Origin of the sequence: Methylobacillus draconifructus, from assembly GCF_045984355.1 — a bacterium.
Lineage (GTDB): Bacteria > Pseudomonadota > Gammaproteobacteria > Burkholderiales > Methylophilaceae > Methylobacillus > Methylobacillus flagellatus_A.
In genome coordinates this window covers 22,602-44,400 of record NZ_JBJQII010000003.1, presented here as the reverse complement: position 1 = coordinate 44,400, position 21,799 = coordinate 22,602, and the positions used below count along the sequence as shown (strand labels likewise).

Below are 21,799 nucleotides of genomic sequence, written 5' to 3'. Positions count from 1 at the left end.
CAGAATATTGTTGCCATATTGAAGACGAATGCAAATGGCTGATCTGTCTCCTATCGCCTTATTTGTTTATAACCGGCCCAAGCATACCCGTGAGACAGTAGAAGCGCTGCTGAAGAACGCTGAGGCCGAGAATTCTGATTTATTAATATTTTCTGATGCTGCAAAGCATGAAGGTGCGCACGCCGCTGTAAATGAGGTTAGGGAATATATACGCCAGATAGCTGGGTTTAAGACGGTCACTATTGTTGAGCGTGAAAAAAACTGGGGCCTCGCAAATTCGGTGATTGATGGTGTGACAAGGCTGTGTAATGAGCATGGCAGTGTCATTGTGCTTGAAGATGATTTGCGTGTGTCACCACATTTTCTGGCGTATATGAATGCCGGACTGCAACGCTACCAAAATAATGAGAATGTCATGCAAATTGCTGGTTACATGTTTCCAGCCAAGTTGGAATTGGAAGATGACGCTTTCTTTTTACCGTTTATTTCTTCATGGGGGTGGGCAACATGGTCGCGTGCTTGGGATAAATTTGACCCGTCAGCATCAAACTTTAGCCTGCTTAAAAATGATAAGAAGAAAATTAAAGAATTTAATCTTGGTGGAAAATATGATTACTTTAGGATGCTTAAGTCCCAACAAGACGGTAAAACAAACTCGTGGGCTATTCGCTGGTATTTGTCTGTCTTCTATTTGAAAGGCTTAACACTCTATCCCAAAAAAAACCTGGTTGAGAATTTGGGGTTCGATGGTACTGGTGAGAACTGTATTGTCAGTGGTATTGAAACTTCAGAATTGGATATTAATTTTAGAGTTCAAAATCTCCCAAGCTCGGTTGCTATCACATCATATCTAAATGATGTTCTTGATGTTTTACCTAAGCCAAGGCCAAAGATTGAACTTATATTCTCATACCTTAGAAGGATTTTAACCAATTGAAAATAGTTAGAAATTTAATTATTTTGTTGTCAAAATTTTATCTAAAGTCCCGGCTAGAGGTTTTTTCTTGTGAGGATAGAGCCAATGTTTACGGATGGCGTGTAAAAGGGCAAAAGAAAGTAAAACTTATAGTGGCAAATGATTCTGTAGTGATGGCAAATATCTATTTCGAGAGGCCTGGGTCTCAACTCAAAGTTGGCAGAAGAACGTTTGTGGGAAAATCAATGTTTTCAGTAGCTCATAATGTTGAGATAGGTGATGACGTGATGATCTCTTGGGGAGTAACTCTTTCTGATCACAACTCACATAGTACTAAATTTAGTGAAAGAGCCACCGATGTTGTCGATTGGATTATTGGTAGTAAGAATTGGACAAATGTTAAAGTCGACGCTGTGAAGATTGGCGATAAATCATGGATCGGATTCAATAGCATTATTCTTAAAGGTGTTTGTATAGGCGAAGGCGCTATTGTCGGCGCTGGTTCAGTAGTGACAAAAGATGTCCCGCCATGGACGATTGTTGCAGGCAATCCTGCCAAGGTTATCAGGGAGCTGTCACCAGATGAGCGATAAAATGTTCATGACATGGGAAGCCGCGGTTTCCTGGTTAATGACACAGCCTGATAAGCAGCAATTGGTGCTGGATTGCTACTACGATGCTTCTGTTCATGAGGCGGCTGAACGCTACCACCAGAGCCTTGAATGGCAAGCTATTCAAAAATTGATTCCAACTACGCCCGGCATGGCGCTTGATCTTGGCGCTGGTCGAGGAATAGCAAGTTATGCGTTGGCAAAAGATGGTTGGCGTGTGGCTGCGGTTGAGCCAGATGATAGCAATCTGGTTGGGGCTGGGGCGATTCAATCTTTGGCTGATGCAAATCAACTGCCAATTTCAGTATCTCGTGATTTTGGAGAGCGCATTCAGTTTGAGTCTAATACCTTTGATTTGGTATTTGCTCGGCAAGTGTTGCATCACGCAAATCAACTCGACCAACTGTGTATGGAGTTATTTCGGGTGTTAAAGCCAGGAGGTACTTTTATTGCTGTAAGAGACCATGTGATTTCTTCTCACGCAGATTTGCCTAAATTCTACGAGGCCCATCCTCTTCATTATCTTTATGGCGGTGAAAATGCATACACAATGGAACAGTACCTGGCAGCCATGAGGCAGGCTGGTTTTGAGATCAAGAGGGTCATGCGTCCTTTTGATAGCGTAATCAATTATTCCCCTTATACATATGAAACGCTCAGGCAGGCAATCAAGGCGCGACTTTCCAGGATTCCACTTCTGGGTTGGGCTTCAGCTATGTTAAATGCAGATGTTGTATTCAATGCTCTGTTGCGTTTGCTGTCGTGGCTGGATAAAAGGCCCGGCAGATTGTGTTCGTTTGTGTGTGTCAAGCCCCTGAAATCATGACGCAACCAATCTGGATCACCGGTGGAAAGGGCTTTATTGGCCGCAATCTTGCCCAATATATTTCCAAGAAATCACAAACTGTGCGTGGCTTGGGGCATGGGTTCTGGACGGAAGATGACTTTGCACCCTGGGGCTTCAAGAGCTGGTTGAATGCCGAGGTCGATTTTTCCAGTCTGAGTCATCTGGCTTCCAGTTTCGGGTTGCCCAATATTATTTTTCATCTGGCAGGCGGATCGGCGGTTGGGCCTTCTATTCAGAATCCTTATGAAGATTTTCAACGTACTGTTGAAACCACGGCGCGGTTACTGGAATGGGTGCGGCAGCATGCGCCTGAAACCAGGGTGGTCGGGGTATCCAGTGCTGCAGTGTATGGCGCTGGTTTTACAGGGCCAATCAGTGAACAGGCCCAGAGCACGCCATTTTCACCTTATGGTTTTCATAAAGCCATGCTGGAAAGTCTGTTTGCTTCTTACCGGGAAACTTATGGGTTAAAGCTGGGGGTGGCGCGTCTGTTCTCTGTATATGGGCCGGGCTTGGAGAAGCAGTTGCTGTGGGATATCTGCCAAAAGCTTGAGAAAGCGAATGACGGTGAAGTTCTGTTGCACGGCACCGGGCGGGAGTTGCGAGACTGGCTGCATGTGAATGATGCCTGTGACCTGCTTTGGCGTATGGCTACTACGCCTGAGTTACCGCAGGTAATCAACGGTGGTACCGGGCAGGCAACCAGTATTGCAGGCATCGCTGCACTGGTTTCAGCAGCATGGGGTGGCCGCAATAATATTGTGTTCAGTGGTATTGGCCGCAAAGGCGACCCAGCCTCACTGGTGGCTGATATTACCCGTGCGCGGGAACTGGGCTTTTCTCCGAAAATTACAACCGACATGGGCATTGAAGAAGTTGTTCGCTGGTATCGGGCGAGGTCACGTTGAGGCGTATTGCATTCACCCAGATTGGCGGGCGTGGCTGGATGGGCGGGTTGAATTATCAGGCTAATCTGTTGAGCGCCTTGGTTGCCAACGAGGGCCATAGGATTAAACCGGTTTTGTTTCTAGGGCTCGATACAGATCAAGCTGTCCTGAAGAGGTTTCAGCAAATACAAGACCTTGAAATTGTGCAATCAGCCGTGTTTGATCAAAAGCATAAGCGCACTCGCTTGATCAACGCCTTATTCCTGGGTGTTGATGCCCAGGCGCTAAAGTTGTTCAAGCAGCATGCCATTGATATTGTGTTTGAGTCTGCCAATTTTTATGGTTGGCGATTCCCGATTAAAAGTATTGCCTGGATTCCGGATCTGCAGCATCAGCGGCTGAGGCATTATTTTGGTTTTTTTGCGTTCTGGAAGCGTGAAATCGGCTTTCGCATGCAGATCCTAGGTGGCCGCCATATTATGCTGAGCAGCAATGATGCCAGGGCTGATTTTCAGCATTTCTACCGTATTCCACAGCAAAGATTGCATGTGGTCCGGTTTTCCGTCCCGATAGAAGCTCGTACCTTTGATGTGGATGTGCTGGTTTCCAGATATGGATTGCCAGAACATTTTTTTTACCTGCCCAACCAGTTCTGGCGACACAAGAACCATGAATGTGTAATTCGTGCACTGGCAATTGCTAAACAGGCTGGTCACGAGATTGTCGTTGCCGTATCAGGGAACACTAGTGACCCGCGTGATCCGGAATATTTTCCCAATCTGCTGGCGCTTGCGAATAGACTGGGGGTAGAGAATAACTTCAGAGTGCTCGGCTTGATTCCCTACGAGGATGTTCAAGCCTTGATGATGAGTTGTATTGCGCTTCTCAATCCCTCACGGTTTGAGGGGTGGAGTACTACCGTGGAAGAGGCGAAGGTATTGGGCGTGGAAATGCTGCTCTCCGATATCAATGTGCATCGCGAGCAAGCTGGAGAGCAAGCGAAGTATTTTAAGCTAGATGACGCTGAGCATTTGGCCGAGATGCTGAAGAGACATGTCATCCGCCCCCAGCGTCCAAGACTGCAGCAAGAGCAAACGGTGGTTGAGCGGGCGTGTAAAGGTATGGCTGATTTTTCAGCCAGCTTTGCCAACATGGTTAAAGAGGTTGCCGGGTAAGTATGAAAATTTCCATTATCACCGTTTGCTATAACAGTGCTGCAACCATTGCTGATACGATTGCCTCAGTCGCGTCCCAGCAATACAGTAATCGTGAGCATATTGTTGTGGATGGCGCTTCTCAGGACAACACCATGGAGATTGTAAAGGGCGCTCCCAGTGTTACGCAGTATGTCTCGGAGCTGGATCAAGGTATTTATGATGCGATGAACAAGGGATTGAAGCTGGCGACAGGTGATGTGGTCGGGCTGTTGAATGCGGATGATTTCTATGCCGATGATACAGTGCTGGATCAGGTGGCCGAGGTTTTCAAGGATCCGGATGTGCAAGCCTGTTATGCCGATCTTTTATATGTAGATCAATCTGATACGTCACGCGTGATTAGATACTGGAAATCTAGAGATTTTGAAGCGGGTCTTTTCAAGCGGGGCTGGATGCCGGCCCATCCCACTTTTTTTGTGAGGCGCAGCGTCTATGAATCATTGGGAGGGTTCGACCTTCGCTTCCCACGACAGGCGGATTTTGAGCTCACGATGCGGTTTCTTGAAGTTCACGGTATCCGGTCAGTTTATGTCCCGCGTGTCTGGATCAGAATGCGCGTGGGTGGCGCTTCCAATAACAGCATCCGTGGCGTGATCAAGGGTAATCTGGAAGCGTATCGCGCATGTAAGCTGCATGGCCTGAATGTGGGGCCGCTGTTTATTCCGCGTAAGGTCTTCTCTCGCTTGCCACAATTTTTCATTAAACCTCATATAGATAATACGAATTAATGCGTATTTTGATTACAGGGGCAAGTGGATTTGTTGGTCGAGCATTGTGTACTGCTCTGGCAGATTCTGCTCATAAAGTGGTCGCTTGTGCCAGAAGCAAGCTATTTCAAGAAGTTGCCAAGCATGAGTATATTTTAGTACCGGTCGTTGATGGTCATACTGATTGGCAAATGTACTTGGCTGAGATGGATGTTGTTGTCCATCTTGCTGCCCGGGTTCATGTCATGCGTGAATCGCTTGCCAATCCTTTGGATGCATATCGCGAAACGAATGTCGAAGGGACTTTGAACCTGGCCCGTCAAGCTGCTCTTGCTGGGGTAAAACGGTTTGTTTTTGTTAGCTCAATCAAAGTTAACGGTGAACAGACGGTATCTGAGCAGCCTTTTACTGCGAACGATATACCAGCTCCCGAAGATGCATACGGTATTTCAAAGTTCGAGGCGGAGCAGGGTTTATTGGCCTTGGCGAGGGAAACTGGGATGGAGGTTGTGATCATTCGTCCTCCGTTGGTGTATGGATCTGGGGTGAAAGGTAACTTTGCCAGTATGATGAAACTGGTTACAAGCGGTGTGCCTTTGCCTTTGGGGGCTATCCACAACCAGCGCTCTTTGGTGGCGATTGATAATTTGGTGAGCCTGATCATGACATGCATTGATCATCCAGCAGCTGCTAACCAGGTTTTTCTGGTAAGCGATGGCGAGGATTTGTCCACTTCTGATTTGTTGCGGCGTTTAGCCAAGGCTGCAGGAGTTTCTTCCCGGTTAATTCCGATTCCAGCCGGTGTGTTAAACACGGGTTTGACCATGCTGGGTAAAAGGATGGTTGCCCAGCGGCTTTTAGGTTCTTTGCAAGTCGATATTTCCAAAACTCAGGAAATGTTGGAATGGACGCCGCCTGTGACTGTAGATGAAGGTCTGCGACGTTGCTTTGTTGCAGAAGGCTGATCGTGATTCGATTTTTTGATGTTGTGTTCTCACTATTAGGCTTGGTTCTCGGTTTGCCATTGCTGCTGATTATCTATTTATTAGGATTATGGGATACAGGGTCGCCTTTATTTCGCCAGGTGCGTGTCGGACGCTACCAGCAACCTTTCACCTTGGTGAAGTTTCGCACCATGCAGGTGGATACTGCTTCGGTCGCCAGTCATTTGGCTTCAGCTTCATCGATTACAAAGTTGGGAAGTTTTTTGCGCAAGACCAAGTTGGATGAGTTGCCGCAGTTATGGAATGTACTGAAAGGGGAAATGAGCCTTGTCGGACCGCGGCCTAATTTGTTCAATCAAGAGGAGCTGATCGCCGAGCGGGCAAAGCTAGGTGTCTATGATGCGCGCCCTGGCATTACGGGAATTGCGCAGGTAAACGATATTGATATGTCCGTTCCTAAGCTGTTGGCTGAAACCGATGCGCGAATGTTGCGCGACATGCGGATATCGCTTTATTTTAAATTGTTGTTCCAGACATTGCTGGGTAAAGGGCGTGGCGATCGTGTTGTGCGTTAACTGCAAGGACATGAGCTAGTTGTTTTGGATGATGGATTATTGGGAAACGTTTTTGAGTAAAATGCATTTATTTCATTTTGGGTTTGATGCGTGCTGAACATCCATTCAACATTCAAGTGGTCCAATTATATTAGTTTGAGGAACCCACGGTCTTTAAGCGCCTGGCTTCATGATATTGCTGTGGCGGCGTTGGCATGGTGGGTGGCTTTTCTTTTCCGCTTTAATTTCGACATTCCAAGCAATTTCACGCAAAGCATGCTGGAAAGTGCCGCTTGGGTGATTCCTTTGCAGGCAATGGTGTTCTTGTTTACTGGCCTTTATCGCGGAGTTTGGCGCTTTGCCAGCATTCCGGACTTGCAACGCTTGATTCGTGCGATTTCTATAAGTGCTGCTGCTGTCGTTGCCATCTTGTTCATGTTCAAGCCGCACGGCATTGTCCCAAGATCGGTATTGCTCATGGACCCGATGTTGTTATTGCTATTCATGGGAGGCAGCCGTTTTGCCTATCGTGCATGGAAAGAGCATCGATTGTATGGCGCTGCCGAATTAGCTGGAAAACCGGTGCTGGTGCTCGGGGCTGGCGAGGCGGCGATTGCCTTGTTGAAAGACCTTTCCAAAAGCCGTGAATGGTATGTGGTCGGATTGCTGGATGACAAGAAAACGATGCTTGGGCGAGAGTTGCTGGGCATCAATGTGTTGGGGGAAATTGAGCAATTGCCGCAGATTGCCGATGATTTGTCCGTCAGCCATGTGATTGTCGCCATGCCGTCCGCACGTCATCAACGGCGCAGGCAGGTGGTTGAACTAGCCAACAAGAGCGGCTTGACCGCACTCACCGTGCCGTCTTTTGACGACCTGATGAGCGGGCGCCTGAGCATGGCACAGCTTAGGCCGGTGGAAGTGGAGGATTTGCTCGGACGCGAGCCGGTCAGTCTTGACGGGGAGGGGCTGCAACATTTGCTTGAGGGGCAGGCGGTGTTGATCAGCGGCGCCGGCGGTTCCATCGGTTCTGAGTTGTGCCGCCAGGTGCTGAAGTATCGCCCGGCATGCCTGGTTTGCCTGGATCAGTCGGAATATGCGCTGTATCGATTGGAGCAGGAGTTCAATAGGGTTGAGACCGATACCAGCATCGAGTATGTGGTGGGCGATGTGAGAAATGCCCGGCGGGTAAGGCAAGTGCTTGGGCGCTACATGCCCCAGGTGGTGTTTCATGCCGCAGCGTACAAGCATGTGCCCATGATGGAGAACCGAAATGTGGCCGAGTCATTGTCAAATAATGTCAACGGTACTTACACATTGGCCCAGGCGTGTAAAACTGCAGGGGTTGCCAAGTTTGTGCTGGTCTCGACCGATAAGGCGGTGAACCCGACGAACGTCATGGGGGCCAGCAAGCGCTTGGCGGAGATGGTATGTCAAGGCTTGCAGGAGGAGTCGGGCACGCGCTTCGTCGTGGTACGTTTTGGCAATGTGCTGGGCAGCAGCGGCAGTGTCATCCCTAAGTTCCGGGAGCAGATTGCGGCAGGCGGGCCGATTACGGTCACGCATCCCGAGATTACCCGTTATTTCATGTCGATTCCCGAGGCGTGCCAGTTGGTCATGCAGGCCGGCATGATGGGAAGCGGAGGGGAGATATTCGTGTTGGACATGGGAGACCCTGTCAGGATTGTGGACTTGGCGCGTGATATGATACGGCTATCCGGTCTTAATGAAGATGACATTGAGATCGTATATTCTGGGTTGCGTCCCGGCGAGAAGCTCTATGAGGAACTTTTGGCCGACGACGAACTCACTTTACCGACGCCGCATGATAAGTTGCGTATTGCTGTGGCGCGGAACGTAGATGAGGCTTGGGTGCAAGCGCTGCTGAAGTGGATAGACAGGGCATCGCTCATAGATGAATCTGTCATCAAGCAAGAGCTGGGCATGTGGGTGGAGGAGTATGCGGGGGACATCCATGCTAACCCGGCGCTAGTGTTGCCATCCGAGTCTTCAACCATACATTAAATCAAGAAAGACATTGAAGAGATGACCAAAAAAATTACCAAGGCAGTATTCCCTGTAGCTGGTTTGGGTACACGTTTCTTGCCGGCAACCAAGGCAAGCCCTAAAGAGATGTTGCCCATCGTAGATAAGCCATTGATCCAGTATGCGGCAGAGGAAGCCGTGGCGGCCGGTGCGACAGAGCTGATTTTCATCATTGGGCGCAACAAGCGCTCGATTCCAGACCATTTCGATAAGTCTTTCGAGCTTGAGGCAACACTTGAGATTAGTAAGAAGCTGGATGTGCTGCACCAGATCCAGAACATTCTGCCGAAAAATGTTTCCTGCATCTATATTCGCCAGGCTGAGGCGCTTGGCCTGGGACATGCAGTACTGCTTGCCAAATCTGTCGTCGGCAATGAGCCTTTCTCGGTGATTCTGGCGGACGACTTGATCGATGCCGACAAGCCCGCAATGCAACAAATGACAGAGCTGTTTGAAAAGGAAGGCGTCAGTATCCTGGGCGTTGAAGATGTCGAGCCTAGTGAGACTGCCAGCTATGGCATCGTGGATGCGACAGAGGTGAGCGGACCCAATGTCCTGCAGTTGAATGGCATTGTGGAGAAGCCTCAGCCAGAAGAGGCGCCATCCAACCTAGCCGTTGTCGGCCGTTATATCCTTACGCCTGAGATTTTTGCATGCCTGGAGAACGTCAAGCCTGGCAAGGGCGGTGAAATCCAATTGACCGATGGTATAGCCGCCTTGATGGAGCAACAAAAAATACTGGCCTACCGCTTTGACGGAAAACGCTACGATTGCGGCAGCAAGCTGGGTTACGTCAAGGCCAATGTCGAATACTCCTTGAAGCATGAGGAATTCGGCACAGAGTTTGCACAGTATTTGCGTGACCTGACCAAGTAGTCGTTGTGTCTGTGTTACAGGGAAATCCCGGGCTCATCTTGCAGCAGTCCATTCTGATTCATGATGAGCAACATGTAGCGCAAGCAGTGGCGAGGGTTGCGCAGGAGGTGATTGCCCTGCTGAAGGAAGAGAAGCCCCTCGTCCTATGTGTCATGGGAGGAGGGGTCGTATTCACCGGGCAGCTATTGCCTCAGCTGACATTTCCCTTGGAATTCGGCTATGTCCAGGCGAGCCGTTATCACAACCGTACGCATGGTGATGCGCAACTGGTTTGGAAGGTAAAGCCTGGGGAGGAGGTTCGCGGCAGGACCGTTTTGGTGCTGGACGATATCCTGGATGAGGGCGTGACGCTGGCGGAAATCAAGACGCAATGCTTGGCGCTTGGCGCCAAGCGTGTGGTGGTGGCAGTTCTGGTCGAAAAAACGCTGGGGCGTGATAAGCCGATCAAGGCGGATTTCGTCGGCCTGGAAGTCCCGGATCAGTATGTTTTTGGCTGCGGCATGGATGCATATGGCTGGTGGCGTAACTTGCCTGCCATCTATGCCCTGCAGGATTGATCTGACTTAGTAGTGTTTGGCCGCGGCATTGCTGTTTGCGAGCAGGGACTTGACGATTTCCGCCAGCCTGATCGGACTGAAGGGTTTGACCAGGTAGTCGTCGCAACCTGAGCGGTAGCCGTCCAGCATGTCTTGCTCTTGGGCGCGGGCAGTCAGGAACACGATTCTAGTGTTCTTGAAGTCTTTCTTTCCCTTCAATGCGTCGCATATCTGGTAGCCGTTCATGATGCCCGGCATCATGATGTCCATCAGGATCAGGTCCGGTTTCAATTGCTCTGCCAGGGCTAGGCCGCTATCTCCGTTGGTCGCTTCGTAAATGGCATACTGATCGTCTCCCAGGCTGATGTGGATGAGTTTGCGCACGTCTTCTTGATCTTCAATGATGAGTATCTTACGCAATTCGCGCTCCCCTTTTTTTGTTGGTTTTATTGGCATGACACCATAATGCTATTTATGAGTGGTATTCTTATCATTTTTATCATATTGATTAAATATGTCAACGCACATGATAGGGGAGTGAATCTATCTGATTGATTTTTATTTATAACTCAGGATAATGTCTATATTACATTCCAATAATAGCGTCATGGTTAATCAAGATACTGGGAAGGAAGAGTTCATATCCACGAGGGATGCCTCCAGGGTGCTGGAGGTTTCCTTGCGCACAGTACAATTATGGGTCGAGTCGGGGGTGCTGAAGGCGTGGAAGACGGCAGGGGGGCATCGCCGGATCGCGCGCTCTTCGATTGACCATATCCTCGGCCAGCGCAAGCAGGCCATTGCACATGCGAGCGGCGCGGCCGTAGCGCCAAAAGCATTCCATATTCTTCTGGTCGAGGATGACAGCGCATTGCGCAATCTCTTTACTTATTTCTTTTCCAGTTGGAAGCACCCTGTACGCATCGATGTGGCCACAGACGGATTCGAGGGGCTGATCAGCCTTGGGCGTGAAGTCCCGAACCTTTTGATCACCGACCTGAACATGCCCGGCATGAGCGGCTTCGAGATGTTGCGTCACCTGAAAAGCTCCAATCAGTTCAGCAAGCTGAATATCATTGCACTGACGGCATTGAACGATGACTATATCCAAGACAAGGGCGGGTTGCCTGAAGGCGTATTGTTGTTCCGCAAACCAGTCGCCCTGAGTCAACTCGAACCCATCATTGAGTCGATGATCGCCAATGCATCGGACAAGGCCAGATGAAAGCTCATGCGTCAATTTAGGCCAGCGCTACAATTACCCCGTTCAATACCAGATTTCCTGGCTGCTTTTCCCTTCCATATCATTGTCGATGAACAACTGGTTATCCAGGAGTCGGGCGATGGGCTGCAGGTTTTGGATTGCGGGCGGCTGAATGGCCGCAAGCTGCCTGACTGCTTCGAGAGCATTTCCCCGGTTGAGGAGTTTTGCCTGGCGTCGTTGCTGAACATGCGCGGGCAGGCCTGCCTTTTGCGGCATAAGGCAAGCGGATTGCTGTTAGGCGGCAAGGTGGCATTGCATCAAGAGGACTGTGTTGCCTTCCTGCTGGTGCCCTGGATCGAAGATACATCGGATATGAGCAAACTTCGCATCGGCCCCAGGATTTCGAGACGTGCGGGCTCCCGCATCTCCAATTCATCTGTAGCCAATATGCGCAAGCTGACTGTGCAGAAAAAACAGTTGTTCCAAGCGCATGCCTTGCTGTCAATGCGGGAAACCGAATCCAGGACGCTCACCCATATCGTCTCCATGACCGACAACTCCGTGGTCATTGCCAATGCGCTGGGCTATGTGGAATGGGTGAATGATGCCTATGTGCGTCGTTCGGGATACTTGCCCGAAGAGGTGGTCGGCCGATATCTCGGAGACCTGATGGACGGAGATGAGGAAGCGGTTGCGCAGATCAAGCGGCAGCTAGACGCCAAGCAAAGCTTCCAAGCCGAGTTGCTGCGGACTGCAAAAGATGGCTCAAGCTATTGGGTTGACCTTGATATCGAACCTTTGTTCGATGCCAATGGGCAGGTCTTCAACTATATTGCCGTTGCGCGCGACATTACCGAAAAGAAAGCAGCCCAGGAAACCTCCAGCCGCCTGCATGGCATCATGCAAAGCACGTTTGAACTTAGCCCGGATGGTTTCGTGACATTCAACAAGAAAGGCATCCTGAGTTTCTTCAATCCTGCCTTCTTGAACATGACGGGGCTGAAGCCAGAGCAACTGTATGCAATCCCGCAGGATGAATTTGTCCGTCTTCTGAAGTCGCTTTGCCAGGATGACCACGGGACGGCATCCCAACGGTTGCCGGATGCCGTCGTCATGCGGATGACGAAACCAAAATTGACGGTAATCAAGCACTCTGTCCGCGAGGCACATGATTCAGATGACCGTTTCGTGGGTACCATCCATTATTTTCGCGACATTACCCAAGAGTCGGAGCTGCACCGTATGAAAGGGGAGTTCCTTTCCATGGCCGCGCATGAGCTAAGAACGCCGATGTCGAGCATCCATGGCTTCACGGAACTGCTCTTGAAGCGCGAGTTCACCGCCGAGCAGCAAAAAGACATGTTGGCGACCGTGCACCGGCAATCCGTGAGGTTGACCAAGCTGATCAACGATCTGCTCGACCTTGCCAAGATCGAGGCAAGGAAGGGGATGAGTTTCGATATCAAGCCTTATCGGCTGACGGACATTGTCGATACTGCGCTCAAAGAGTTTCTCGTCAGCGGCGATGGGCGGGCGATCAGCTTCCACTTCAACAATCATGCGCTCAAAGTGTCTGCGGATTTTGACAAACTGATCCAAGCCCTGGTGAACGTGCTTTCCAATGCGCATAAATATTCCGATCCGGGCACCGAGATCCGCCTGCATATCCAGGAACAGCAGCGATATCAGCATACCTATGTCGGGATTGCGATCGAGGATCATGGGATCGGCATGAGCAAGGAGCACATGGATCATTTGTTCGAGCGTTTTTACCGCGCCGATACCTCAGGCAGCATTCCCGGCACAGGCCTGGGGCTCTGCTTGGTCAAGGAAATCATGGAGATTCATGGCGGATGGGTTGACGTTTCCTCTGTTTATGGAGAGGGCAGTGTGGTCACCTTATGGCTGAAGAAGCTCAAGGACTAAATTAGGAGCCATCAATTGTCTCTGAAGCCGATCGGCTGATTTTTCCTCTAGTTTCGATATACAAGCCATTTCCCGAGTGATTAGGGAAATGGCTTTTTTATTTCCATCACATGAATACAGGAAAATAATTGACACTTTTGATAAAAGTGATAAAAATGATAAATATGTGGCTTGGATATGAAATAAACAGCCACTCGATCGACAACAAGCTACCCAACAAGTCGCTTTACGTTATCTGGGCCGCTTGGCGTTATGTATGGAAACGGAACCAAGTACTAATTGGCTCCATCAATATTGAAGGGGAATGCAATGTCCACCAAATCAAAAGTGCCGCTGAACAATGCGATCAGCATGGCCGTCATCTGCTCTTCCATCGCGTTGGTCGGCTGCGATGGCGACGGCAAAAGCAACGTTAGACCAACATCATCCAGCAATACTCCAGTTGTAACGACCACCTCCAATACGCTCAATGACACGATTGACAGCGTCAACAGCCTGACCAATGACGTCATCGAACCAGTCACCACCGCTTTGCAGCCAGTGACCGATCCGCTAGGAACGGCGCTGGATCCTGTGCTGGCGCCAGTGGTTTCAGCCTTGCAGCCTGTGCTGACTCCAGTCATACATACTGTCAATCCGTTAACCAGCGCGCTTGCTCCCGTCACCGATAGTTTATTGCCCGTGACCGGCGCCTTGGGAGATATTGTCGCCCCCGTTGCTACGGCGCTCGGGCCTACGTCCGAATCACTTTCCGGTGTTGTCGCACCGTTGGCAACCGCCTTGGGCCCTGTGGCGGACGGGGTGAACGGAGCACTGCTGCCGCTGACGTCGGCAACCGGCAATGCGATCACCCCGGTGCTTGGCGGCCTTGGCGCAGTGATCGAGCCGATTGCCGGCCCGTTGGCGCCAGTGATCAATACGGCTGGCGGCGTCTTGCAGCCGGTGGTTGAGCCTGTGGCAGGCGTGCTTGCTCCGGTGGTGCAGACATTGTCGCCTGTCACGGACACGCTTGCTCCTGTGGTCAATACGGTAGCGGGCGTTGCCAATCCGTTGCTGGATACTGTCGCGGGCGTCACTGCCCCTGTAGCGTCAACACTGGCCCCTACCTTGCAAACCGTGGGTAATACAGTAGGCACGCTGGCTGGCGCAACTACCGCTGTCGGTGGCACTGTGGACGGCATCGTGACGCCCTTGACCACGACAGTCGGCGGCGTGGTGGGACAGCTTGGCTCCAGCCTCGGCAGCGCTATTCCTGGCGTTGAGGGCGGCTTGTCCCCAGTAACTGATCTGCTCGGCGGCGGCAATGGCTTGCCAGGCCTGGACGGTCTGGGCAACGGCCTGATCGCGCAAGTGGCGGATACCAGCAAATATGCGGTCGATGGCGTGGCCGGCCTGGCCAAGAGTGTCGTTGGTTCTGTCGCGGGCAATGGCGCCTTGGCTCCAGTCACTAATGTACTGGCTGGGGCGGGCGGTGTCCTTGATCCCCTGGTCGGCACCAATGGCGTCCTGCCTTTGACCACCGCAGGCGGCGACCAGACATTGCTCGACCCGTTGGTGGGCAAGAATGGCGTTTTGCCATTGACTAGCGGCCAAGCCGGAAATGGCCAGCCGACACTGCTTGATCCCCTGGTGGGCCAAGGCGGCGTGTTGCCGTTGGCGAGTGCGGAGGGTAATAAGACAGCGTTGGATCCATTGATCGGCCCATCTGGCGTCTTGCCGCTCACCAGCAGTGCCGCCGGGAATGGCAATGGCGGTGTGCTGGCGCCCGTTCTGAACCTCTCGTCGGGCAACCTGGGCGGATTAGGCAACGTGCTTGCCCCGGTCACCAATGTGCTGGCCGCTGGCACTGGCAATGTGAACGGTTTGAATGGGTTGCTGGCACCTCTAACCGGCCTGCTGGGAGGAGCATTACCCAACGGCAACTTGTTGGCCCCAGTGACAAACCTGGCGGGTAACGGCACATCTCTCAATGGCGGCTTATTGACGCCTCTCACCAACGTCTTGGCATTGGGCTCTGCAGAGGGGGGCGCTCCTGCAGGTAATCTTCTGACACCAGTCACGGCATTGTTGTCAGGCAATAATGGTGGTGGTCTGCTTGTACCTGTTACCAATATTCTGAGTGGCATCACCCAGAATGGGGGGGTGGCTGCTGCAAGCTCACCTGCGGCCAATGGCGGCAATTCTGCAGGGAATGGCTTGTCCGGCCTGTTGGGCGCTCTTTTGGGGCAGTAATGTCTTGAAAGCCATAAGGTCCCGGTAGTAGTTCCTACTGCCGGGATTTTTATTGAGTTGCATGGATGGACTGCATAGGGGAGAAGATGCAGAAGGGAAAAAAATGCCTGGCAAGGGCAGGAGTAGGCGTGCTGGTGGCCAGCATGCTGGCGGGCCCGCCTTATTCATACGCAGTGGAAAACCCGGTGGATACCTTGCCCAAGGCCGAGGCCCCAAGAACCAGGCCGCAAGCCGAAGTGCAGGTGGAGCAAAAAAGCGGGATATCCCCGGAGGTGCAGAAGATACTGGCGACGGAGGTGCAGCCTGCCAGTTTCGGGATTTATGGCGTGAAAGCGGTGCCGTTCGAGGAGGTCAGCGCTTTTTTCGCCCCTTATGCCAATAAAAAGATCACTATTGCCAAGATCATAGAATTATCCAACCAGGTCACCGAGTTTTACCAGAAGCGCGGCCTGCCGTTATCGTTCTGCTATATTCCCGCACAAAACTTCAATGAGCCGATCATCAAGGTCGTCGTCATCGAAGGGCATATCGGTTCCGTCAAGATCGAGGGCAATCCGGGAGCCACCGAAGGCAAGATCCGCGAGATCATCGCCCCGCTGCTGGCGGAAAAGCCATTGACCCGCCCCACCATGGAGCGTTATACGACCATGCTGGGCTTGTTGCCGGGCTTGAAGATACAAGCCTCCCTCCCATTGCCCCAACAGATGGATGGCGCGTCCGAGTTGTCCCTCAAGGTAGAGCGCAAGGCCATGGAGGCCTTGGGCCGGCTGGAGACTGTGCAGCCGTTCACGCGCGGCATCTTTACTGTCAAGGCAAGCGGCAATACCCGGCTGGCGGAGGAGATCACGGCATCCACCCTGATTTCCGCGGAGAACGAGCAATACTATGCGTTGAGCTATGCGCAGCCCATCGGCAAGGAAGGGCTGGTGGCGAGGGTGGAGGCCTCCGATTATGACGGCAAGCCAACTGCGGAGCTGGCATCAGGTTTAGGCCGCCAGGTGAAGTCGCAGCGGCTGAGCGTCGGCCTGAGCTATCCCTTGGTGCTGCGCCAGGATAGAAGCCTGCTGGCGAACGTGTCATTGACCGCCAATAATTTCGAGGATGAGATCCACAGCAAGCAAAACGGCGCCGCCATTACCACGACCTCCGACGTGCGCACGCTCTCGGTAGGAGGCAGCTATAGCGATAGCACCGCGCGGCGCGGGCGACGGTTGCAGTTGACGATGAGCCGCGGCTTGGACGCCATGGGCGCTTCGAAGGAGATTGCCACCAATTTCCCTGCACCGCCCATTAACAGCGACATCGACTTGAATTTTTCCAAGTACGTCGTGAGCTTCGTGCAGCGCAACTACCTTGATGGGGCCTGGGGCACGTCGGTATCAGGCACTGTGCAGTATTCGCCGGATAACTTGCCCATCACCGAGAAAGTGCAGTTCGGCGGCTACCAGCATGGCCGCGCTTACCGTCCCGGCCGCTTGGTAGGCGATTCGGGGTGGGGGATCACCCTAGAGCTGAACCGTACCGTGCCATTCAATTACAAATTGCCGTTTTACCAGATGGTCGGCTTGCAACCCTATGTGTTGCTTGAGTCGGCGCGCATCTACGAGCATACCAAGACGCAGGACTTCGACCATATGAGTTCGGTCTCTCTCGGCGTGCGCTTGATCAGCGACCAGCCTGACCGTACCAACCTGGATTTTTCCCTTTCCAAGGCGATTACGTCGGGCGGACGCGGCAATGCGTTGAAGGATCTCGCATTCGGCTTCAATTTCGGCATTCCGTTCTAAAGCGGCGCAAGCCGGCATAAAAAAAGAGCACCCATAGGGTGCTCTTTTTGTGAGGCAGTCGGGCGTCTAGATCACGCCTTGCGCCAGCATGGCGTCGGCTACCTTGACGAATCCGGCGATGTTGGCGCCGTCGACATAGTTCACGCTGCCGTCTTCACGGGTGCCGTATTGCACGCAGGCATCGTGGATGCCCTTCATGATGTCGAACAGGCGCGCATCGACTTCTTCACGCGTCCATGACAGGCGCATGGCATTCTGGGTCATCTCGAGGCCGGATGTCGCCACGCCGCCGGCATTGGTCGCCTTGCCTGGCGCATAAAGGATACGGTGCTCGTCGAACAGCTTCATCGCTTCGGCGGTACATGGCATATTGGCGCCTTCGGCTACGCACAGCACACCATTTGCAACCAGGGCGGCCGCGTCATCCTTGGTCAGTTCGTTCTGTGTAGCGCATGGCAATGCGACATCGGCTTTGACGCTCCATGGGGAGGCGCCGGGGACGAAACGTGCGCCGACACGCTCGGCATAGTCCTTGATGCGGCCATACTCGACATTCTTGACCTGCATGAGGACTTGCAGCTTTTCGGTGGTGAAACCGGCTTCGTCAATCACCGTGCCGCTGGAGTCGGAGGCTGTAATCACCTTGGCGCCCAGCGCCAGGGCCTTTTCAATCGCGTATTGGGCCACGTTGCCGGAGCCGGAAACGGCGACGCGCAGGCCCGCAATGGTGCGGCCGCTATGGCGCAGCATCTCTTCGGCGAAATAGACGGTGCCGTAGCCAGTGGCTTCGGGACGGATCAGCGATCCGCCGTAGCTCAGGCCCTTGCCGGTCAGCACGCAGTCGGCACGGTTGGTGAGTTTCTTGATCATGCCGGCCATGAAGCCGATCTCGCGCGCTCCCACGCCGATATCGCCGGCAGGGACGTCGGTGTCGGAACCTACATGCCGGAACAACTCGCTGGCAAACGCCTGGCAGAAGCGCATGATCTCGCCATTGCTCTTGCCTTTGGGGTCGAAATCGGAGCCGCCCTTGCCGCCGCCCATGGGCAATGTGGTCAATGCATTCTTGAAGGTCTGCTCGAAAGCGAGGAATTTCAGGATGGACAAGTTCACGGAAGGGTGGAAACGCAAGCCACCCTTGTATGGGCCGATGGCGCCATTGTGCTGGATGCGGTAACCGCGGTTGACCTGGACCTCGCCCTTGTCATCCACCCAGGAGACGCGGAACAGAATGGCACGCTCCGGCTCTACCAGCCGGTCCAGGACGCCGTGTTCAGCGTAACGCGGATTGGCGCTGATGAATGGCCACAGGCTTTCCACTACTTCAGTGACTGCCTGCAGGTATTCCGGCTGACCGGGATTTTTTTGTGCGACAACGGCTAGGAAATCATGTGCCGATTGATACTTCATTCCCTCTTATCTCCATGAGCATGATCAAAAGTAGTGCATTTTCTCTTATTGAAAGTAAAAATGCACCAAAATAATTCATATGCTGATGATTTATTGCCCCAAATTCGTGCATTGGCGTTGTGGGTAGGGTATGGCGGCAAGTGGATGCTTGATTCAGCGATAGCGTGATAAGCTATCCCGCGCGATAAACCAGGCGTTGGATAATGCAATCACGCCAGTTTCTCGAATCTCACCTTAATCCTATAAAGCTTTTCCGATGACAATGACGCCGTTTTCCACCCTGACCCCAGACCTGATTCTTGACGCCATGAGCAGCGTCGGCATTCTGGGAGACGGGCGCCTGCTGGCTTTGAACAGCTATGAAAACCGCGTTTACCAAGTCGGGGTCGAGGACCAGGCGCCGGTGGTCGCCAAGTTCTACCGCCCCGGACGTTGGAGCGAAGCGAAGATACTGGAGGAACATGCGTTTTCATTGGAGCTCGCAGAGGAGGAAATACCGGTAATAGCGCCGCTTGCGTTGGCAGGCAGAACATTGCAGCATTACCAAGGCTTCCATTTCGCGGTCTTTCCCCGGCGCGGCGGGCGCATCCCAGAACTGGACCAGCCAGGGCGCCTGGAATGGATAGGGCGTTTCCTCGGCCGTATCCATGCGATAGGGGCGCAGACAACATTCCAGCACCGGCCCGCCATCGATATCAGGAGTTTTGGCGAAGAGCCTGCCGCTTGGTTGATGGCCAACAATTTCATTCCCGCGGACATACTTCCCGCATACCGCAGCGTGGTGGAACAGGCACTGGAGGGAGCGAGGTCCTGTTATCAGCGGGCAGGAAACGTGGCATCGCTGCGCTTGCATGGCGATTGCCATTTGAGCAATATGTTGTGGACGGATGACGGGCCGCATTTCGTGGATTTTGACGACAGCAGGATGGGGCCGGCAGTTCAGGATTTATGGATGCTGCTTTCCGGATCGCATGCCGAAATGAGCCTGCAGCTTGGCGAGCTGCTCGAAGGCTATGAATGCTTTTATGATTTCAACCCGGCAGAGCTGCACTTGATCGAGGCGCTACGCACCCTGCGTCTGATCCATTATTCCGCCTGGCTGGCAAAGCGCTGGAATGATCCGGCATTCCCGATGACGTTTACCTGGTTCAATACCCAGCAGTATTGGCAGGACCGCATTCTGGAACTGCGGGAGCAGGTCGCATTGATGCAGGAACCGCCGCTCTCGATCGCAGGCGGCAATCGATAGTGTGATTTTTAAGGAGATGATCATGAGTACAATCAAGGTAGAGCATAATCCCAGCACCGAGCGGCTGAACGAGCTTGGCGTCTCCCGCTGGCCGACCTGGTCCAAGGAAGTCTCGGTATTTCCTTGGAGTTTCGGCGAACAGGAAATCGCCTATATCCTGGAAGGCGAGGTAACCATCACCCCGGACGGCGGTGGCGGGCCGGTCAATTTCGGCAAGGGCGATCTCGTCACTTTCCCCGCCGGCCTATCCTGCACCTGGAACGTCAAGCAGGCGTTGCGCAAGCATTATCAATTAGGGTAGCACAACCTTAAAACTGCAACATTGTTGCAATTTTGGTGGAGAGCGAGGATAATCTGGCATGTCCTGAATGAGGAGCTTGTTATGAAAATCCTGTCGTCACTCAAATCTGCCAAGACACGCCACCGCGACTGTAAGGTCGTGCGCCGTCATGGCAAAATATTCGTGATCTGCAAAAGCAATCCGCGCTTCAAGGCGCGTCAGCGCTGATGAGTCAAATTGGATGACTTAAAAAAATAAAGGGAAGCCATGCTTCCCTTTATTTTTTCAGTTGTTGGCTGACTCCAGCACAAAACGATTCGCGCCGGCTCTGCTGCCATGGTACAAGCCTGCGAGCGTGACGGCAGTGATGAGCCAGCCCGCTTTATCCCAATTGCCGCTTGCCTCATGAATGATCCCCAGCAACAAGGGACCCAGGGAGGCCAGGATATAGCCCAGCCCTTGCGACATGGCGGAAAGCTGCGCAGCCTGTACCGGATTGCGAGTGCGCAACACAATCATGGTCAGTGCCATGGCAAAACCTCCGCCTTGGCCCAGCCCCAGCAATACCATCCACCACCACATATAGCCAACAGGCGCATATATCGCGCCCATCAAGCCGGTATAGATCAAGGCGAACATGATGCCGTTGACGAGTTTCTGGTCCCGCATGAGCGAAGATAACCACGGAACCAACAAGGCCGAGATGACCTGCACCATCACCGAACCGGAAAGAAATAAGCCGGACTGCACGGCAGGGACGCCGCGGGCCTGCAATATGGTAGGCAGCCAGCCGAACACGCAATAGGCCAACGCGCTTTGCGTAGCCATGAACAATGTCACTTGCCAGGCAAGGGGATCACGCAATAAATGCGGGTTGCGGCGGCGATCCGCGACGGCGGAGGGGCTGCCTGCCAAGCGACGGAGCGGCCACCACGACAAGGCGGCCAGTCCTGCGGGCAGCGACCAGAAGGCGAGCGCCAATGGCAGGCTGCCCAAAGCTTCGAGCAAAGGCACGGAGAATCCAGCTGCCAGCGCCGTGCCCAGGCACAAGGCCATGGTGTAGACCCCGGTCATGAGGTCGGGGTGGCGCGGAAACTCACGCTTGATCACGCTGGGCAGCAATATGCCCAGCAAACCGATGCTCATGCCTGCGAGGCCGGTGCCGAGGAAGAGGCTGGCGGTATTCCATACGCCGCGCAAGGCAAGGCCGGCCGCCAATGCCAGCAGCAGCGGTATGACCAGCCTTTCTGCCCCATAGCGTTTTGCCAGCCAGGCAGCGAAAGGGGCGAACAACCCGAGAAAAGCCACGGGCAGCGTCGTCAGCATGCCGGCGGCACTGCCGCTCAGGCCCAGGCTCAGGCTGATGTGAGCCAGCAACGGGGAAACGCTGGAGAATGCCGGCCGCAGGTTGATGCCGACCAGGATGACGGCGACCACGAGCAATACGGTTTGCGGGCGATGATGCGGACTGTCAGGGCTAGTGTTGATCATAAGCAAGCGTCAGCCCTGTCTGACGGGCATTTCGGAATAAGCTGATAGGGTAGGGAGTCGTTCATCTTTATGCTAAGGG

General features: G+C 53.0%; 21 protein-coding genes and 1 pseudogene. 19 read left to right on the top strand and 3 right to left on the bottom strand.

Annotation, left to right across the window (positions count from 1 at the left end):
- Window positions 1–34: 34 nt before the first annotated feature.
- The 11 genes from ACJSDX_RS06715 (at window position 35) to ACJSDX_RS06665 (ending at window position 10,162) form a co-directional block, all read left to right on the top strand.
- Window positions 35–937: a glycosyltransferase gene (locus ACJSDX_RS06715; protein WP_407994047.1), complete on the top strand. Its 903-nt coding sequence runs from the start codon at window positions 35–37 to the stop codon at window positions 935–937.
- Complete coding sequence (locus ACJSDX_RS06710; RefSeq protein WP_407994046.1) at window positions 934–1,509, top strand: acyltransferase; 576 nt, start codon at window positions 934–936, stop codon at window positions 1,507–1,509. Before ACJSDX_RS06715 ends, ACJSDX_RS06710 begins: the two co-directional genes overlap by 4 nt.
- Window positions 1,499–2,353, top strand: coding sequence for a class I SAM-dependent methyltransferase (locus ACJSDX_RS06705; RefSeq protein ID WP_407994045.1), 855 nt, complete (start codon window positions 1,499–1,501; stop codon window positions 2,351–2,353). Before ACJSDX_RS06710 ends, ACJSDX_RS06705 begins: the two co-directional genes overlap by 11 nt.
- The gene (locus tag ACJSDX_RS06700; RefSeq protein WP_407994044.1) at window positions 2,350–3,282 is read left to right on the top strand and encodes an NAD-dependent epimerase/dehydratase family protein; all 933 of its coding nucleotides are present in this window, start codon (window positions 2,350–2,352) and stop codon (window positions 3,280–3,282) included. Before ACJSDX_RS06705 ends, ACJSDX_RS06700 begins: the two co-directional genes overlap by 4 nt.
- Entirely contained in the window at window positions 3,279–4,436 is a 1,158-nt protein-coding gene (locus ACJSDX_RS06695) for a glycosyltransferase family 4 protein (protein WP_407994043.1), read from the top strand. Before ACJSDX_RS06700 ends, ACJSDX_RS06695 begins: the two co-directional genes overlap by 4 nt.
- A 2-nt stretch (window positions 4,437–4,438) precedes the next feature.
- Complete coding sequence (locus tag ACJSDX_RS06690; RefSeq protein WP_407994042.1) at window positions 4,439–5,206, top strand: glycosyltransferase family 2 protein; 768 nt, start codon at window positions 4,439–4,441, stop codon at window positions 5,204–5,206.
- Window positions 5,206–6,150, top strand: coding sequence for a UDP-glucose 4-epimerase family protein (locus ACJSDX_RS06685; protein WP_407994041.1), 945 nt, complete (start codon window positions 5,206–5,208; stop codon window positions 6,148–6,150). Before ACJSDX_RS06690 ends, ACJSDX_RS06685 begins: the two co-directional genes overlap by 1 nt.
- Window positions 6,151–6,152: 2 nt before the next feature.
- Window positions 6,153–6,704, top strand: coding sequence for a sugar transferase (locus tag ACJSDX_RS06680; RefSeq protein WP_407994040.1), 552 nt, complete (start codon window positions 6,153–6,155; stop codon window positions 6,702–6,704).
- Between the two features lie 174 nt (window positions 6,705–6,878).
- On the top strand, window positions 6,879–8,708 hold the full coding sequence (locus tag ACJSDX_RS06675; RefSeq protein WP_407994380.1) for a polysaccharide biosynthesis protein: 1,830 nt from the start codon (window positions 6,879–6,881) through the stop codon (window positions 8,706–8,708).
- Between the two features lie 21 nt (window positions 8,709–8,729).
- Complete coding sequence (galU, locus tag ACJSDX_RS06670; protein WP_407994039.1) at window positions 8,730–9,605, top strand: UTP--glucose-1-phosphate uridylyltransferase GalU; 876 nt, start codon at window positions 8,730–8,732, stop codon at window positions 9,603–9,605.
- A gap of 38 nt (window positions 9,606–9,643) precedes the next feature.
- The gene (locus ACJSDX_RS06665) at window positions 9,644–10,162 is read left to right on the top strand and encodes a hypoxanthine-guanine phosphoribosyltransferase (RefSeq protein ID WP_407994038.1); all 519 of its coding nucleotides are present in this window, start codon (window positions 9,644–9,646) and stop codon (window positions 10,160–10,162) included.
- A 6-nt stretch (window positions 10,163–10,168) separates the two neighbouring features.
- Here ACJSDX_RS06665 and ACJSDX_RS06660 read toward each other — a convergent pair whose 3' ends face one another.
- Window positions 10,169–10,561 (bottom strand): response regulator transcription factor, encoded by a 393-nt coding sequence (locus ACJSDX_RS06660; RefSeq protein ID WP_407994037.1) that lies wholly within the window; start codon window positions 10,559–10,561, stop codon window positions 10,169–10,171.
- Window positions 10,562–10,718: 157 nt separating this feature from the next.
- Here ACJSDX_RS06660 and ACJSDX_RS06655 point away from each other — a divergent pair, with 157 nt between their 5' ends.
- The 5 genes and pseudogenes from ACJSDX_RS06655 (at window position 10,719) to ACJSDX_RS06635 (ending at window position 17,290) form a co-directional block, all read left to right on the top strand.
- A complete protein-coding gene (locus ACJSDX_RS06655; protein ID WP_407994036.1) occupies window positions 10,719–11,366 on the top strand; it encodes a response regulator in 648 nt (215 codons plus the stop codon).
- Window positions 11,367–11,372: 6 nt separating this feature from the next.
- Window positions 11,373–11,567 (top strand): annotated as a pseudogene (locus ACJSDX_RS06650) (hypothetical protein); the annotation flags it as partial.
- A gap of 150 nt (window positions 11,568–11,717) precedes the next feature.
- Complete coding sequence (locus ACJSDX_RS06645) at window positions 11,718–13,271, top strand: PAS domain-containing sensor histidine kinase (protein ID WP_407994379.1); 1,554 nt, start codon at window positions 11,718–11,720, stop codon at window positions 13,269–13,271.
- 309 nt (window positions 13,272–13,580) lie between these two features.
- Entirely contained in the window at window positions 13,581–15,503 is a 1,923-nt protein-coding gene (locus ACJSDX_RS06640) for a beta strand repeat-containing protein (RefSeq protein WP_407994035.1), read from the top strand.
- Between the two features lie 86 nt (window positions 15,504–15,589).
- Window positions 15,590–17,290: a ShlB/FhaC/HecB family hemolysin secretion/activation protein gene (locus ACJSDX_RS06635; protein WP_309565074.1), complete on the top strand. Its 1,701-nt coding sequence runs from the start codon at window positions 15,590–15,592 to the stop codon at window positions 17,288–17,290.
- Window positions 17,291–17,356: 66 nt separating this feature from the next.
- Here ACJSDX_RS06635 and gdhA read toward each other — a convergent pair whose 3' ends face one another.
- Window positions 17,357–18,700, bottom strand: a complete 1,344-nt coding sequence (gene gdhA / locus ACJSDX_RS06630) for an NADP-specific glutamate dehydrogenase (RefSeq protein WP_407994034.1) — start codon at window positions 18,698–18,700, stop codon at window positions 17,357–17,359.
- A 256-nt stretch (window positions 18,701–18,956) separates the two neighbouring features.
- Between gdhA and ACJSDX_RS06625 the strand changes: the two genes are divergently transcribed.
- The 3 genes from ACJSDX_RS06625 (at window position 18,957) to ykgO (ending at window position 20,457) form a co-directional block, all read left to right on the top strand.
- Window positions 18,957–19,949 carry an SrkA family protein kinase gene (locus ACJSDX_RS06625; protein ID WP_407994033.1) on the top strand — a complete coding sequence of 331 codons (993 nt, stop codon included), beginning with the start codon at window positions 18,957–18,959 and terminating at the stop codon, window positions 19,947–19,949.
- A 22-nt stretch (window positions 19,950–19,971) separates the two neighbouring features.
- Window positions 19,972–20,250, top strand: a complete 279-nt coding sequence (locus ACJSDX_RS06620) for a cupin domain-containing protein (RefSeq protein WP_407994032.1) — start codon at window positions 19,972–19,974, stop codon at window positions 20,248–20,250.
- Window positions 20,251–20,331: 81 nt separating this feature from the next.
- Entirely contained in the window at window positions 20,332–20,457 is a 126-nt protein-coding gene (gene ykgO, locus ACJSDX_RS06615; RefSeq protein WP_011479510.1) for a type B 50S ribosomal protein L36, read from the top strand.
- Between the two features lie 57 nt (window positions 20,458–20,514).
- On the opposite strand, the gene ACJSDX_RS06610 is transcribed toward ykgO, so the two are convergent.
- A complete protein-coding gene (locus ACJSDX_RS06610; protein ID WP_407994031.1) occupies window positions 20,515–21,720 on the bottom strand; it encodes a CynX/NimT family MFS transporter in 1,206 nt (401 codons plus the stop codon).
- Between the last annotated feature and the right edge of the window lie 79 nt (window positions 21,721–21,799).

Excerpts from the sequence above, each read along its gene's own strand:
- ACJSDX_RS06645 (WP_407994379.1), top strand. The coding sequence starts at position 11,718 with ATGAGCAAACTTCGCATCGGCCCCAGGATTTCGAGACGTGCGGGCTCC.
- ACJSDX_RS06640 (WP_407994035.1), top strand. The coding sequence starts at position 13,581 with ATGTCCACCAAATCAAAAGTGCCGCTGAACAATGCGATCAGCATGGCC.
- ACJSDX_RS06690 (WP_407994042.1), top strand. The coding sequence starts at position 4,439 with ATGAAAATTTCCATTATCACCGTTTGCTATAACAGTGCTGCAACCATT.
- galU (WP_407994039.1), top strand. The coding sequence starts at position 8,730 with ATGACCAAAAAAATTACCAAGGCAGTATTCCCTGTAGCTGGTTTGGGT.
- ACJSDX_RS06625 (WP_407994033.1), top strand. The coding sequence starts at position 18,957 with ATGACAATGACGCCGTTTTCCACCCTGACCCCAGACCTGATTCTTGAC.
- ACJSDX_RS06715 (WP_407994047.1), top strand. The coding sequence starts at position 35 with ATGGCTGATCTGTCTCCTATCGCCTTATTTGTTTATAACCGGCCCAAG.
- ACJSDX_RS06685 (WP_407994041.1), top strand. The coding sequence starts at position 5,206 with ATGCGTATTTTGATTACAGGGGCAAGTGGATTTGTTGGTCGAGCATTG.
- ykgO (WP_011479510.1), top strand. The coding sequence starts at position 20,332 with ATGAAAATCCTGTCGTCACTCAAATCTGCCAAGACACGCCACCGCGAC.
- gdhA (WP_407994034.1), bottom strand. The coding sequence starts at position 18,700 with ATGAAGTATCAATCGGCACATGATTTCCTAGCCGTTGTCGCACAAAAA.
- ACJSDX_RS06620 (WP_407994032.1), top strand. The coding sequence starts at position 19,972 with ATGAGTACAATCAAGGTAGAGCATAATCCCAGCACCGAGCGGCTGAAC.
- ACJSDX_RS06635 (WP_309565074.1), top strand. The coding sequence starts at position 15,590 with ATGCAGAAGGGAAAAAAATGCCTGGCAAGGGCAGGAGTAGGCGTGCTG.
- ACJSDX_RS06655 (WP_407994036.1), top strand. The coding sequence starts at position 10,719 with ATGTCTATATTACATTCCAATAATAGCGTCATGGTTAATCAAGATACT.
- ACJSDX_RS06700 (WP_407994044.1), top strand. The coding sequence starts at position 2,350 with ATGACGCAACCAATCTGGATCACCGGTGGAAAGGGCTTTATTGGCCGC.
- ACJSDX_RS06610 (WP_407994031.1), bottom strand. The coding sequence starts at position 21,720 with ATGATCAACACTAGCCCTGACAGTCCGCATCATCGCCCGCAAACCGTA.
- ACJSDX_RS06705 (WP_407994045.1), top strand. The coding sequence starts at position 1,499 with ATGAGCGATAAAATGTTCATGACATGGGAAGCCGCGGTTTCCTGGTTA.